Source organism: Amycolatopsis sp. NPDC114503 (assembly GCF_055633655.1).
Map to the genome: position 1 here is coordinate 211,926 of NZ_JBVKDT010000001.1, position 12,323 is coordinate 224,248.

The window sequence follows — 12,323 nt, forward strand, 5'->3', positions numbered from 1 at the left end:
CTATTCGTTGAGCAGAACGACCTTACCGAACGATTTCCCGTGCTCCACGTGCCGGAGGGCGGCGGCGGCCTCGCCGAGCGGGAACGTCCGGTCGCGCACGGCGGAAAGCCGGCCGCCAGAGACCAGCTCGAGGACGCGGTCCCACGACTTCCGGCGTTCTTCCGACGACACCGAAGTGAGGCTGAACGCGAACAGCGTCGGCGACGTCGGAAAGTTGCTCATCAACGGCCCGAAGGCTTCCGGCTCCGGAATGCCCGCGGTTCCTCCACAAAGGACATAGCGGCCGTTGGGGCGCAACAGTTCCAGATGCTCGCGAACCTGTGGGCCGGCCACGGTGTCGATGATGACGTCGTAAGTCTCCTCGGGACGCTCGCGGGTGCGGTCGACGATCTTCGCCGCACCGAGCGTCCGCAACCGTTCGCCGTACTCCGGCGAGGAAGTCACCGCGGTGACCTCGGCTCCGCGGGCGTGGGCGATCTGGGTCGCGAGCACGCCGATCCCGCCGCTCGCCCCGCGAACGAGCACTCGCTCGCCTGGAGCCACTGCGGTCCGGTGCACCGCGCCTTCCGCGACCATCGCATTCACGCCGAGGGCGACCACGTCGGCCGGATCGAGGTTTTCGGGCACGGGGTACAGCTGGTCCGTGTCGGCCGAGACCTGCTCGGCGTAGCCGCCGGAAAGGATCAACGCCAGCACCCGCTGGCCCTGTTCGGTCCGGCCGACAACCTCGACACCAGGCACCGAAGTGACGCCGTTCCGCAGATACATGATGTCGACGTAGCCCACGCCGATCGCCTCGACCCCGACCACCGCCTGCCCTGGGCCAGGGGCCGGGTCGGGGGTTTCGGCCAGGACAAGCCGCTGCTGGGGTTCGACAAGCACCGCTTTCACGGATGGTTCCTCTCACTATAACGTTCCGATCCGGATCGGAACGTTATTCGCTTGCGCAGCGACCCGTCAAGGGTGCTGCCGGAGATCAGCGGAGGTGCGCGTCGAACCAGGCAAGGGTGCGCTGCCAAGCCTCTTCCGCCGCGCCGGGGTCGGCGTCGAAGCGGTGGTTCGCGCCCGGATAGCGCACGACGTTCGTCGCGACTTTCGCCGACGCCGCGGCCTCGCGCAGCTGCTCCACCTCGGCCTCGCCCGCCTCGTCGCCGGCGTCGCCGTACATGCCGAGCCACGGGCTCGTCACGCGACCGGCGATTTCCAGCAGCTTCGGCAGTTCCGCCACCGCCTGGCCGCCGACGCTCACCGCCGCGCCGAATTTGCGGTGCGAGGCGACTACCAGCGCCGCCGTGCCGCCGAGGTCGAAGCCGACGACGCCGCGCAGATCAGCTTCGACGCCTCGGTCGGTGAGCCATTCGAGCGTGCGGTCAGTAGCGTCGAGGAGATCGCGCTGAGTGAGCTGTTCGCCGGACTCGATGTGCGGCGTGACGGTGAGCCAGCCTTCGCCGGCAAGGCTTTTGACCAGCAGCAGGACGCCGTCGGTGACCCCGTCGCCCTCGTGCAGGACCACCAGGCCGCCGCGAAGCGCGCCGTCGGGTTCGGCGAAGGTCAAGCGGAGGGCGCTGCCGTCGGTACGCTGGTGATCCACGGTGGTCGTCGACGTCATCGCCTCATGCAATCACCTCTGGGTGAACATTGGGAACCTTCCCGGATCGGCCGGGGCGAGATACGGTGACCCCGTCGTCCCGTGAAAACCGAGGAGTTCCGACGATGCCGTCCCTCGCCCCCCGCCCTGACCTCGATTCGTTGCCGAAGTACGTCCCTGGCCGAACGATCGAAGGGGCCGTCAAGCTCGCGAGCAATGAGGTGCCCGGCGGTCCGCTGCCGAGCGTCCAGGCGGCGATCACGGCTGCGGTAACCGGAGTGAACCGGTACCCGGACAACGGTTCCCAGGCTTTGCGCGAGCGGCTTTCGCGGCGGCTGGACGTCCCCGCCGAAAGGCTCGCGATCGGCTGCGGTTCGGTTTCGCTGTGCCAGCAGATGATCCAGGCGCTGTGCGGTCCCGGCGACGAGGTGCTGTTCGGCTGGCGGTCGTTCGAGGCCTACCCGATCGTGGTCCAGGTGGCGCTCGCGACGGGCGTGAAGGTTCCGCTGACGCCGGAGCATGGGCTGGACCTCGACGCGATGCTGGCGCGGATCACCGACCGCACCAAGCTGGTGTTCGTCTGCAACCCCAACAACCCGACCGGCACCGTGCTGCACCGCGACGAGATCGAGCGGTTCCTCGAAGCCGTGCCGCCGCACGTGCTCGTGGTGCTGGACGAGGCGTACAAGGAATTCGTCACCGATCCCGAGGTGCCGGACGGCGTCGACTTCACGCGGACGCACAGCAATGTGGCGGTGCTGCGCACGTTCTCGAAGGCGTACGGGCTCGCCGGGCTGCGCGTCGGGTACGCGGTGGCTCCGGAGCCGATCGCGCAGGCGCTGCAGCAGGTGTACGTGGCGTTCTCGGTGAACAGCATCGCGCAGGTGGCGGCGATCGCGTCGCTCGACGCGGAGGACGAACTGCTCGCCCGGTGCCGGGAAATCATCTCCGAGCGCACCCGCGTGCGGGACGCGTTGCTGGAGATGGGTTACGAGATCCCGCCGACCCAGGCGAACTTCGTGTGGTTCCCGCTCGGCGATGCCACCGCGGCCTTCGCCGAGCACATGCTCGACCGGAAGCTGATCGTGCGCCCGTTCCCCGGCGAGGGCGCGCGGGTGACGATCGGGACTCCGGAGGAGAACGACCTGTTCCTGGCCGCGGCCAAGGAATTCCAGGCTATTTGAGGATCAGCTGCACAACCGCGGCGAGCCCGATCACGACGATCACGCCGCGAAGCACGGTGGGCGGCAGCTTGCGGCCGATCCTGGCCCCGAGCTGCCCGCCGATCGTGGACCCGAGCGCGAGCAGCCCGATCACCGGCCAGCTCACCGGCGCGACGAACGCGTAAATCGTGCCCGCGACGATGTTCACGACCGCGGACAGCACGTTCTTGACGCCGTTGAGCCGCTGCAACGGTTCGGACAGCAACATGCCCATGACGGCCATCATCATCACGCCCTGCGCGGCGGTGAAGTAGCCGCCGTAGATGCCGATGACGAAGAGCAGCCCGAACAGCAGCGGCCCGGCGTGATGCTCGCGCCCGTTGGCCTCGCGGCGCTTCTGCACCCACTTCGAGACCTTCGGCTGAACGATCACGAGCACGACCGCCAGCCCGACGAGCACCGGCACGATCTTCTCGAAGGCGTCCTTGGGCAGCGTCAGGAGGAGAATGGTGCCGCCGATCGCCCCGAAGAACGAGGCGACCGCGAACCGCACCACCTGCGGCCAGTACCCGACGAGCTCGTGCCGGTAGCCGTACGCGCCGCTGATCGTGCCCGGCGCGAGCCCGACCGCGTTCGACGTCGTAGCGGTCACCGGCGGATACCCCAGCGCGACGAGCACCGGAAACGTCACGAGGGTCCCGGAACCGACGACGGTGTTGATGGTCCCGGCCCACACCCCGGCGATGAAGATGACGACGGCATGCCACCAGGTCATAAAGCACTCACCCGCTGACCCTAAGCAGGACCCTCGGCGGTCGGCGACGCGATGTGTCCGGTCAGACACTCGAAGGCATCGCGGGGGCTCGCCTGCGATGGCTCAACGGTTGGCGGTCGGGTCGCCCTGCCTCAGCAGCCGACTCACTCCGTCCCACCGGTCAACGGCCGAGCAGCCCTGCCTCACCAGCCAACAGCCGACTCACCCCTGCCCGCCCCAGCGACCGCCACCCCCTCCCTTCCAGCCAACGCTCCCCTCACCGCTCAAAAACGCAAAACTCATTCCCCTCCGGATCCGCCATCACATGCCACTCCCGATCCCCGCCCCGCTCCGCCACCATCCGCGCCCCGGCCGCCCTCAGCTCCTCCGGATCGCCCCACACGTCGAGATGCATCCGGTTCTTCACCGTCTTGCGTTCCGGCACCGGGTTCAGCCAGATCAGCGGTCCCTCGCCGCCGGGGTCGACGATCGCGACCGGCCAGTCCGGCGGGCGTTCGCCAGGCGGGCTCCGGCGGACGTAGCCCATCGCCGAACACCACCAGTCCGCCAAGCCTTGATGATCAAGAGCGTCCAACGCCAGGTCTTTGAACTTCGCGGGCATGCTCCCTCCCTTCCCTCCTCGACGATGGTGACACCCGCCACCGACAATTTCCCGCGTCTCGGGTCGCCAGCTGCCAGGATGGGCGGCGTGGCCCACGAAACCGACCAGGTCTGGAGCGCCACGGTCGACCATCTGCGCGCGATGATCGATTCGGGCGAGCTTCCGCCGGGCTCGCGCCTGCCCGCGGAGCGCGCGCTGTGCGAACAACTCGGCATCAGCCGCGGGTCGTTGCGGCAGGCGTTGCGCGTCCTGGATTCGATCGGGTACGTCCAGATCCGCGCGGGGTCCGGCACCTACGTCCGCGAGCAAGGCACCGAGGAAAGCCCGCTGAGCAGCTGGTTTTCCGAGCACGAACAGCTGGTGGAAAAGCTGTTCGACCTGCGCGCGACCGTCGAGCCGACGCTGGCCGAGCGGCTCGCGCGGCAGCACACGCCGCGCGTCGTGCAGCGGCTCGCGGACAACGTCGCGGAAATGGAGGAGGCCGCGGCGAACGGCGACATGTTGCGCGTCATCGCGACCGACGCCGAGTTCCACCGGGTGATCGCCGGCAACGCGGGCAATGACGACGTCGCTGACCTGCTCCGTTCGGTGCTCGCCCTGGTCGGCGAGGAGCGCCGGGCCGCGCTTCGGCTGCCTGGGCAGATCCGCAAGGCCGTGGCCGAGCATCGCGCGATCCTCGAAGCCATCGGCCGTTCGGACGCGGCAGCCGCTCGAGAGATCACCCTCAAGCATTTGCTGGACGCGAAAACCTACGCCCACGATTACGCGTCTTCCTGAATCAGCACCCGCAGCATCCGGATACTGCCGCGCCCGACAATCAGCGCTACAGTCTTCACAAGTTTGTGAAGACCGTGACACCGAGGGGCTGACCGTGGAGAAAGTGCACTTCACCGAGGAGAAGGCGACCAACCTCGGCACGCTGTACGCCCGCGCGCTCGACGCTCGCCGAAAAGACCCGATCCTCGGCGACACCGCGGCCGACGAAGCGGTCAAGAAGATCGACTACGACTTCCGCAAGCTAGGCGTCAACGAGAACGCCGCCGTCTCCGTCGCGATCCGGGCGCGCGCGATCGACAAGATGGCGGGCAACTGGCTGGCCGAGCACCCCGACGCGATCGTCGTGCACCTCGGCTGCGGCATGGACACCCGCGTGTACCGGCTCGACCCGCCGCCGTCGGTCGAGTGGTTCGACGTGGACTACCAGGAGGTCGTCGACGTCCGCGGCCGGATTTACCCGCAGCGGCCGGGGTACTCGACGATCGGCTCGTCGGTCACCGATTTCGGCTGGCTCGACCAGGTTCCCGGCGACCGCGAGGCGCTGATCGTGGCCGAGGGCCTCACCATGTACCTCACCGCGGAGTCCGGCGCCGAACTGGTCCGCAGGCTCGTCGGCACGTTCCCGTCCGGCCGGATCGTGGCCGATTTCTTCAGCTCCCTCGGCATCAAGGCGCAGGTGATCAACCCGGTCGTCCGCCGCGCGGGGGCGACTTTGCATTGGGGCATCGACGATCCGCACGAACTGGAGCGCTACGGCCTCCGCCTGGTGTCCTGTTTGGACGCGACCGATTGGGCGACCGACGACGCGGTGGCGAAAATCCCGGCGACGTCCCGGCTGGCCTTGCGCGCGTCGGCGCTGTTCCCGATGATCCGCAAGATGGGGCGGATCGCGGAGTGGGACTTCTGAACCTCTAGCGAACCCGGCGCACCACCGCGTCGGCGACCTCGGACACCGGCACCGTGGTCACCACCTCGAATGTCGCCGAAGAACGCAGCAACGGCTCCACTTCGTCCAGATACCCCAACGTCTCGGCCAGCTCGTCCGGGTGCTTCCCGTACGGATTGCCCGTTCGCGTCGTCAGCCGTTCGATCAGCACCTCGCGCGGCGCGCTCAGCAACACAATGTCCGTGAACCGCGGGTAGAACCGCACTTGGTTCGAGACCGTGCCGGACACGAACAACGGCTCCGGCGTCGACAACAACGCGTCGATCCGGTCCTCGCGCCAGAGTCCGTCGCTGGTGTAGCCGCCGTAATCGGTGTCGACCGTGCGGTACCCGCGCCGGGAAAGTTCAGCGAGCAGGCTGCTTTTGCCCACTCCGGACATCCCGGTCACCAGCACCCGCACGGCGGTTACCGGGTTTCCAGCACCCGAGCCACGAACCGCCCGATTTTCTCGCTCATCCGCTCGACGCGCTCCTCCTCCGAGAGCGACTCCTTCGGCTGCGGCACCGCCGGCTTGAGTTCGCCGCGCAGGTACGCGCTGCACGCCAGGTCGGCGCACAAATACGTGCCCACCGTGTTGCCGTCGCGACCGGGCTTTCCGGCCAGCCGGGCGGTGAAGAGCGTGATGTCGGCGAGCGGATGCGTCGTGGAGCAGAACGCGCACATGTTGCTGCGCAGCCGCGATTTCGCCGGCGGCGCGGCGCGCAGCGACAGGCCGATCACCTCGTCGCCGTGCGACACGACGAGGTACGCCCGGCCGGGTGCCTTCACGTCGCGCCAGCCGAGGAAGTCTCGCTTCTCCCACGGGACGTCCACCGGCAGCGTGACGGACTTGGCTTCCCCGCGGGAACAATTGACGAACGAGGCGCGGATCTCTGCGGGGTCGAGCGGTTGCATACGGCCACGCTAACCATCGCCGCACCGCGAGGGCGACGGCTTTTTTCGCTCCCGGTGCCGCCACCCCATACGATCTGCGGGTGCGCACGATGATCGCGGGGAGGTTCCGGCTGGTTCTGCGCACCAGTCTGGGCTTCGCCGCGCTCGGCGTCGGATCGAGTGTCGCCGGTGCCGGAGTCGTCGCGTTGCTGCTGCTCCTGCAGGGTTTGCCGGAGGACGTCGACGACCGCGGCTGGGTGCTCGGAGTCACCGCGGCGGGCGTGGTCGCGCTGGCCCTGATCGTCGGCACGCTCTGGACCGCCTACCTGCAACGCCGCACCGTGGTGTGGTTCACGATCGGCCGCCCGCCGACCGCGGACGAGGCCAAACGGGCACTGCGGCTGCCCTTTGACATGGCGGTGGTGAGCGGCACCCTCTGGCTGATCGGCGCGCTCGCGCTCGGCATCCTGGCCGGAGTCCTCGGCTCGATCGGCGACGCGGCGGGCATCGCGCTCACCATCGGGCTCGGCGGGTTGACCACGGTCGGACTCACTTATCTGGCCGCGGAATGGGTCGCACGGCCGGTGATGACGATGGCGCTGGACGTGCTGCCGCCGCGCGGTTCGCTGCCGGTCACCGTGCTGACGCGGCTGGTCGTCACGTGGGTGCTGGCCAGCGGCGTGCCGCTGATCGGCGTGCTGCTGGTGACCACGCCGCCCGATCTCGGCCGCAACGGCAACCCGACAGCGAGCCTGATCGTGCTGTCCGTGACCGGCCTGACGACCGGCGCGATCGGCACCGCGCTCCTGTCCCGCGCGGTCGCCGCGCCGTTGCACCGGCTGCGGATCGCGTTGGACGGAATCGCGCGCGGGCGCAAGGACGTGCACGTCGACGTGGACGATTCCAGCGAGATCGGGATGCTGCAGACGTCAGTCAACGATCTCGCCGCCGGCCTGCGCGAACAGGACCGGATGCGCGACCTCTTCGGCCGCCACGTCGGCACCGACGTCGCCCGGCACGCGCTCGAATACGGCGCTTCGCTCTCCGGCGACGTCCGCGAGGTCACCGCGCTGTTCGTGGACGTCGTGGACTCGACAGCGCTCGCGTCACGGACCCCGCCGCAGGAATTGGTCGAGAAGCTGAACCGGTTTTTCGCGAGCGTGGTGTCCGCTGTGGACGCTCGCGGCGGGCTGGTCAACAAGTTCCAGGGCGACGCCGCGCTGTGCGTTTTCGGCGCGCCGACCCGGCTGTCCGACGGCCCGACGATGGCACTCGCCGCGGCCCGCGCGATCCGCGACGCGGTGGTGTCGGAAGGCGAACTGGACCTGGGCATCGGCGTCGCGACCGGGCAGGTGTTCGCCGGGCAGCTTGGCGCGTCGAGCCGCCTGGAGTACACCGTGATCGGCGACGCGGTGAACGAAGCCGCGCGGCTCACCGAACACGCGAAAGCCGTGCCGTCGCGGGTGCTCGCCAGCGAAACGACGGTGAAGTCCGCGCTCGGCGGCGAACGGGAACACTGGCGGCTGCACGGCGAACTCCACCTGCGCGGCCGCCACCGCGAGACCCGGACCTGGACGACCTAGTACTCCCGCCCCTCGTTCATCGCTTCCGTGATCCGGGCCAGAAAGTCCCGCACCACAGCGTTTTCCGACTCGCTGAGCGTGCGCGACACCGCATCCAGCTTCTCGATCGCCGGCCACCACACCGCCGTCGCGACCGTGCGGGCCTGCTCGGTGACCGTGACCGCCACCCGGCGCCGGTCGGTGTCGCTGCGGACGCGCGCGAGGTAACCGGCCTCTTCCATCCGGTCCACCAGCGTCGTCGCCGACGGGCCGCTGATCCCGAGCCGGCGGCCCAATTCCACCGGACCCATCGGTCCGTAGTGGTTGAGGAGCGCGATGGCGGTGAGGTCGTTCGCGTTCATTCCGACGCTCTTCGCCATCCGCGCCATCAGGTCGCGGCTGGCTTCGATGACGTCCCGCACCGCGAAGGTCGTCGCGTTCACGTTTTCGAGCGCTGCCTGGTTCTCGTCCACGCGCCCCTCCTTGTCAGTAGACAAACTAATAGATAGATTAACTAGGTACTTGAGCAACGGCAAGGAGGAGCATCATGACCCGTCGCAGTCTTCTCGTCTCCGGAGCCAGCATCGCCGGCCCCGCGCTCGCTTCCCGGCTCGCGCGGTCCGGCTGGGACGTGACCATCGTCGAACGCTTCGACCATCTGCGCGAGGAGGGCCAGAACGTCGACATCCGGGGCATCGGCCGCCAGGTGCTGCGCAAGATGGGGCTCGAAGAAGCCGTCCGCGCCGCGCACACCGGCGAGATCGGCACGCAGTTCGTGGACGAACACGGACGCGTCGTCGCCGAGTTCCGCGCCGGCGAGGGCGATTCCGGAGGCGGGACCGCGGAGATCGAAATCCTGCGCGGCCAGCTGTCGAGACTGCTGTATGAGCAGTCAGCGAGCGAGACGACGTATCGATTCGGCGACCAGATCCAGGCGCTCCACGACGACGGCGCCGGCGTGGACGTCGACTTCCAGAGCGGCCGGACCCAGCGCTTCGACGCCGTGGTCATCGCCGAAGGCCTGCGTTCCCGCACCCGCGCGATGCTGATGCCGGACGTACGTCCGCACGAACTCGGGCTCTACACCGCACATCTCGCGCTCCCGCGCATCGCGACCGATAACGCTTGGTGGCGCACGATGTTCTGCGGCCGCGGCCGGATGTTGTTCCTGCGCCCGGACAACGTCGGCACGATGCGCGCCGGGCTGTTCTTCCTGTCCGACGTACGCGGACTGGACCGGCTCACCCCCGAGGACACGGTGTCCGTGCTGCGCAAGACGTACGCCGACGTCGGTTGGGAGGGGCCGCGCGTTCTGGCCGAAATGGACAATGGCTCGCTGTACCTGGAGGACGTCGGCCAGGCGAAACTGCCGACGTGGCACCAAGGCCGGGTCGCGCTGCTCGGCGACGCGGCTTACTGCGCTTCGCCGGTCAGCGGCATGGGCACCACGCTCGCCCTCACCGGCGCGTACATCCTGGCCGGAGAACTCATGACGAACGAAGACCCACAGGCCGCGTTCGGCCAGTACGAACACCGGATGCGGCCGTTGGTCACCGAGGCACAGCGGCTGTTCCCCGGCGCACCACAGGTGACGATGCCGCGGGCGCAGGCGCATCGGACCGCGATCCACGCCGCGCTGCGGATGGCGAGCACGCCGTTGGCGCGACGGCTGGGCAAGGCCGCGGGACGGTTCGGGAAGCCGCGTTCGGAAGCGATCGCGCTGCCGGAGTACGCGTAGCTCGTGAGTGGCGATCCCGGTTCTCACCGGAATTGCCACTCACGACAGCTCGGGCCAGGTCAGCACTGTCGAACCCCAGGTCAGCCCGGCCCCGAACGCCGTCAGCAGCACCTTGTGCCCCGGCGTCAGCGTCCCGTCGGCGACCGCGTCCGCGAGCGCCAGCGGGATCGACGCCGCGCTGGTGTTGCCGACCCGGTCGATGTTCGACACCACCGTGTCCGCGGGCATGCCGAGCTGCTTCGCGGTCGCCTGCAGGATGCGGATGTTCGCCTGGTGCCCGACGAACCGGTCGACGTCGCCGACCATCCAGCCCGCCTCCTCCAGCACCGCGCGCGAGGATTCCGCCATCCGCGCGCACGCCTGCCGGAACACGGCCGTGCCCTGCATGACCATGAACCGGTCCTTCGGGTTCTCCGGCGCCCGCTGCGCGGCACCGCCCGCCTCGACCCACAGCAGCTTGGCCTGTTCGCCCTCGCTGTGCAGGTCGAACGGGCCCAGCGCGCCGCGTTCGCCGGGCTCGCCCGCGCGCAGCAGGACCGCGCCGCCGCCGTCGCCGAAGATCGGCACCGTGGTGCGGTCGTCCGGGTCGATCAGCGAGGTGAAGACGTCCGCGCCGATCACCAGCACCCGCTCGGCCATTCCGCCCGCGATGAATCCGGCGGCGGTCGCGAGCGCGTAGACGAAGCCGCTGCACACGGCGTTGACGTCGAGCGCCGGCACCGTGCCGAGGCCGAGCCGGGCCGCGACCTGCGGCGCGGTGGCCGGGCACAGCTGGTCGGCAGTGGAGGTGGCGAGCACGACGGCGTCCGCGTGGCCGTCCGGACCGAGCGCCGCCCGGCCCGCCTCCTCGGCGAGGTCCACTGTGGACTGGCCGGGCGCGACCACGCGGCGCTCCCTGATCCCGGTGCGGGTGCGGATCCACTCGTCGGTGGTGTCCAGGCGGGCCGCGATCTCGTCGTTCGTCACCACGCGCTCGGGCAGCGCGCCGCCGAGTCCGGCGACGACGGCGGCGCGGTGGCGCGACCGGACAGCACTCATGGCGGAACCTCCCAGACCGGCTTGTTGGCGGACGTCGCCGGTTGCCTCCCTTGTATGGCCTACCCCTGGGTAGACCGGCCAGTTGTGTTCCACGTCACTAAGAGACCTCTTCCACATTCGCTCAATAGGAGGTATTGCGATCGGCTGCTGAGCAGCGTGGTAATTGCGAGGCTTTTTGTCGGTCCGCCCGGTTAGCCTGAAGTGTGCGCACTCCCGACCTGGACCAGCTTGACCTCGCCATCCTGTCCTGCCTGCAGAACGACGCCCGCACGATCGCCGAGGTCATCGGGTCCAAAGTCGGCCTGTCCGCCGCGGCCGTGCAGCGGCGGATCAAACGGCTGCGCGAGGCCGGAGTGATCGAGAAGGAGATCGCGGTGCTGTCCCCGGCCGCGCTCGGGCTGGACATGACGTTCGTCGTCATGGTCGAGATGGAGCGCGAGAGCATGGCGGTGCTCGACGGTTTCCGCACCCAGGTCCTCGCCGACGACTGCGTGCAGCAGTGCTACTACGTCACCGGCACCGCGGATTTCGTCCTCGTGGTCACTTGCCCGGACATGGCGGCGTTCGAGACTTTCGCGCGGCGGACGTTCTTCGACAACCCCAACGTCCGGCACTTCACCACGAGCGTGGCGATGGACCGGGTCAAAGTGGGCCTCACGCTGCCGCTTTCCTGACCTCGGCGGAAACGCAAGGGTTCTGTGTCCGGCGTTACGCGTTCGCGTCCTGATGCAACCGATCGCGTGAACGTCGGCGGAACGACGTCATGTGCTCCCCAGTCGATCATCTCCCTGCCGACCAGTTCGCGAGGCGCGAACGACCGGAGGACTCCAGGAGCAGCCCGTGCACACCACCGACGCCGTACACCAGACCCAGTTCGTACTGCTGAACGAGAGCACTACGCCGGTGCTGTCCCGCCTCTCCTTCCACGTGTCGGAGCCTTACGCGGTCACCGTGGCGTTCCGGACCGAACGCGGCCGGTGGATCGAGTGGACGTTCGCCCGCGACCTGCTCGTGACCGGGCTGGACGAGCCGACCGGGATCGGCGACGTGCGGATCCGGCCGGACCTGTCCGAGGACGAAGCCTTGCTGACGCTGGAAATCGAGTCGCCGGACGGTTACGCGTCGTTCGAACTGGAGCGCGCCGACCTCGAGGCGTTCCTGGACTCTTCCTACGACCTGGTGCCGCTCGGAGCCGAGAGCGAGCACTTCGACATCGACGGGCTGATCGAGGAGATCAGCAACGTGTGAGAAGACCTGCCGAT

15 protein-coding genes are annotated in these 12,323 nt (G+C 68.8%); 7 read left to right on the forward strand and 8 right to left on the reverse strand.

Annotation, left to right across the window (positions count from 1 at the left end; genetic code table 11):
- Both ACZ7OI_RS01095 and ACZ7OI_RS01100 read right to left on the reverse strand, forming a co-directional pair.
- On the reverse strand, nucleotides 1–891 hold the full coding sequence (locus ACZ7OI_RS01095) for a quinone oxidoreductase family protein (RefSeq protein WP_470262215.1): 891 nt from the start codon (nucleotides 889–891) through the stop codon (nucleotides 1–3).
- Between the two features lie 85 nt (nucleotides 892–976).
- Nucleotides 977–1,609: a dienelactone hydrolase family protein gene (locus ACZ7OI_RS01100; RefSeq protein ID WP_470262216.1), complete on the reverse strand. Its 633-nt coding sequence runs from the start codon at nucleotides 1,607–1,609 to the stop codon at nucleotides 977–979.
- A 104-nt stretch (nucleotides 1,610–1,713) separates the two neighbouring features.
- Between ACZ7OI_RS01100 and hisC the strand changes: the two genes are divergently transcribed.
- A complete protein-coding gene (gene hisC / locus ACZ7OI_RS01105) occupies nucleotides 1,714–2,772 on the forward strand; it encodes a histidinol-phosphate transaminase (protein WP_470262217.1) in 1,059 nt (352 codons plus the stop codon).
- On the opposite strand, the gene ACZ7OI_RS01110 is transcribed toward hisC, so the two are convergent.
- Together ACZ7OI_RS01110 and ACZ7OI_RS01115 are read right to left on the reverse strand one after the other, a co-directional pair.
- Nucleotides 2,765–3,526 carry a sulfite exporter TauE/SafE family protein gene (locus ACZ7OI_RS01110; protein WP_470262218.1) on the reverse strand — a complete coding sequence of 254 codons (762 nt, stop codon included), beginning with the start codon at nucleotides 3,524–3,526 and terminating at the stop codon, nucleotides 2,765–2,767. The two genes, hisC and ACZ7OI_RS01110, sit on opposite strands and share 8 nt — an antisense overlap.
- Before the next feature lie 256 nt (nucleotides 3,527–3,782).
- Complete coding sequence (locus tag ACZ7OI_RS01115) at nucleotides 3,783–4,127, reverse strand: VOC family protein (protein WP_470262219.1); 345 nt, start codon at nucleotides 4,125–4,127, stop codon at nucleotides 3,783–3,785.
- Nucleotides 4,128–4,205: 78 nt separating this feature from the next.
- On the opposite strand from ACZ7OI_RS01115, the gene ACZ7OI_RS01120 reads away from it, so the two are divergent.
- Both ACZ7OI_RS01120 and ACZ7OI_RS01125 read left to right on the forward strand, forming a co-directional pair.
- Complete coding sequence (locus ACZ7OI_RS01120; protein WP_470263414.1) at nucleotides 4,206–4,904, forward strand: FadR/GntR family transcriptional regulator; 699 nt, start codon at nucleotides 4,206–4,208, stop codon at nucleotides 4,902–4,904.
- A 94-nt stretch (nucleotides 4,905–4,998) separates the two neighbouring features.
- Nucleotides 4,999–5,811, forward strand: a complete 813-nt coding sequence (locus tag ACZ7OI_RS01125) for a class I SAM-dependent methyltransferase (protein WP_470262220.1) — start codon at nucleotides 4,999–5,001, stop codon at nucleotides 5,809–5,811.
- Nucleotides 5,812–5,815: 4 nt separating this feature from the next.
- Here ACZ7OI_RS01125 and ACZ7OI_RS01130 read toward each other — a convergent pair whose 3' ends face one another.
- Complete coding sequence (locus ACZ7OI_RS01130) at nucleotides 5,816–6,250, reverse strand: AAA family ATPase (RefSeq protein WP_470262221.1); 435 nt, start codon at nucleotides 6,248–6,250, stop codon at nucleotides 5,816–5,818.
- Between the two features lie 5 nt (nucleotides 6,251–6,255).
- Nucleotides 6,256–6,744: an FBP domain-containing protein gene (locus tag ACZ7OI_RS01135; protein WP_470262222.1), complete on the reverse strand. Its 489-nt coding sequence runs from the start codon at nucleotides 6,742–6,744 to the stop codon at nucleotides 6,256–6,258.
- 89 nt (nucleotides 6,745–6,833) lie between these two features.
- On the opposite strand from ACZ7OI_RS01135, the gene ACZ7OI_RS01140 reads away from it, so the two are divergent.
- The gene (locus ACZ7OI_RS01140) at nucleotides 6,834–8,306 is read left to right on the forward strand and encodes an adenylate/guanylate cyclase domain-containing protein (RefSeq protein ID WP_470263415.1); all 1,473 of its coding nucleotides are present in this window, start codon (nucleotides 6,834–6,836) and stop codon (nucleotides 8,304–8,306) included.
- On the opposite strand, the gene ACZ7OI_RS01145 is transcribed toward ACZ7OI_RS01140, so the two are convergent.
- Complete coding sequence (locus ACZ7OI_RS01145) at nucleotides 8,303–8,758, reverse strand: MarR family winged helix-turn-helix transcriptional regulator (protein WP_470262223.1); 456 nt, start codon at nucleotides 8,756–8,758, stop codon at nucleotides 8,303–8,305. The two genes, ACZ7OI_RS01140 and ACZ7OI_RS01145, sit on opposite strands and share 4 nt — an antisense overlap.
- Nucleotides 8,759–8,832: 74 nt before the next feature.
- Between ACZ7OI_RS01145 and ACZ7OI_RS01150 the strand changes: the two genes are divergently transcribed.
- Nucleotides 8,833–10,023: an FAD-dependent monooxygenase gene (locus ACZ7OI_RS01150; protein ID WP_470262224.1), complete on the forward strand. Its 1,191-nt coding sequence runs from the start codon at nucleotides 8,833–8,835 to the stop codon at nucleotides 10,021–10,023.
- Between the two features lie 39 nt (nucleotides 10,024–10,062).
- On the opposite strand, the gene ACZ7OI_RS01155 is transcribed toward ACZ7OI_RS01150, so the two are convergent.
- Nucleotides 10,063–11,061 (reverse strand): beta-ketoacyl-ACP synthase III, encoded by a 999-nt coding sequence (locus ACZ7OI_RS01155; RefSeq protein ID WP_470262225.1) that lies wholly within the window; start codon nucleotides 11,059–11,061, stop codon nucleotides 10,063–10,065.
- Between the two features lie 203 nt (nucleotides 11,062–11,264).
- Between ACZ7OI_RS01155 and ACZ7OI_RS01160 the strand changes: the two genes are divergently transcribed.
- Nucleotides 11,265–11,735 (forward strand): Lrp/AsnC family transcriptional regulator, encoded by a 471-nt coding sequence (locus ACZ7OI_RS01160; protein WP_470262226.1) that lies wholly within the window; start codon nucleotides 11,265–11,267, stop codon nucleotides 11,733–11,735.
- Nucleotides 11,736–11,901: 166 nt separating this feature from the next.
- Nucleotides 11,902–12,309, forward strand: a complete 408-nt coding sequence (locus tag ACZ7OI_RS01165) for an SsgA family sporulation/cell division regulator (protein ID WP_470262227.1) — start codon at nucleotides 11,902–11,904, stop codon at nucleotides 12,307–12,309.
- Nucleotides 12,310–12,323 lie beyond the last annotated feature (14 nt).

Coding starts and splice junctions, on each gene's coding strand:
- ACZ7OI_RS01110 (WP_470262218.1), bottom strand. CDS start 3,526: ATGACCTGGTGGCATGCCGTCGTCATCTTCATCGCCGGGGTGTGGGCC.
- ACZ7OI_RS01120 (WP_470263414.1), top strand. CDS start 4,206: ATGGGCGGCGTGGCCCACGAAACCGACCAGGTCTGGAGCGCCACGGTC.
- ACZ7OI_RS01150 (WP_470262224.1), top strand. CDS start 8,833: ATGACCCGTCGCAGTCTTCTCGTCTCCGGAGCCAGCATCGCCGGCCCC.
- ACZ7OI_RS01115 (WP_470262219.1), bottom strand. CDS start 4,127: ATGCCCGCGAAGTTCAAAGACCTGGCGTTGGACGCTCTTGATCATCAA.
- ACZ7OI_RS01135 (WP_470262222.1), bottom strand. CDS start 6,744: ATGCAACCGCTCGACCCCGCAGAGATCCGCGCCTCGTTCGTCAATTGT.
- ACZ7OI_RS01100 (WP_470262216.1), bottom strand. CDS start 1,609: ATGACGTCGACGACCACCGTGGATCACCAGCGTACCGACGGCAGCGCC.
- hisC (WP_470262217.1), top strand. CDS start 1,714: ATGCCGTCCCTCGCCCCCCGCCCTGACCTCGATTCGTTGCCGAAGTAC.
- ACZ7OI_RS01140 (WP_470263415.1), top strand. CDS start 6,834: ATGATCGCGGGGAGGTTCCGGCTGGTTCTGCGCACCAGTCTGGGCTTC.
- ACZ7OI_RS01155 (WP_470262225.1), bottom strand. CDS start 11,061: ATGAGTGCTGTCCGGTCGCGCCACCGCGCCGCCGTCGTCGCCGGACTC.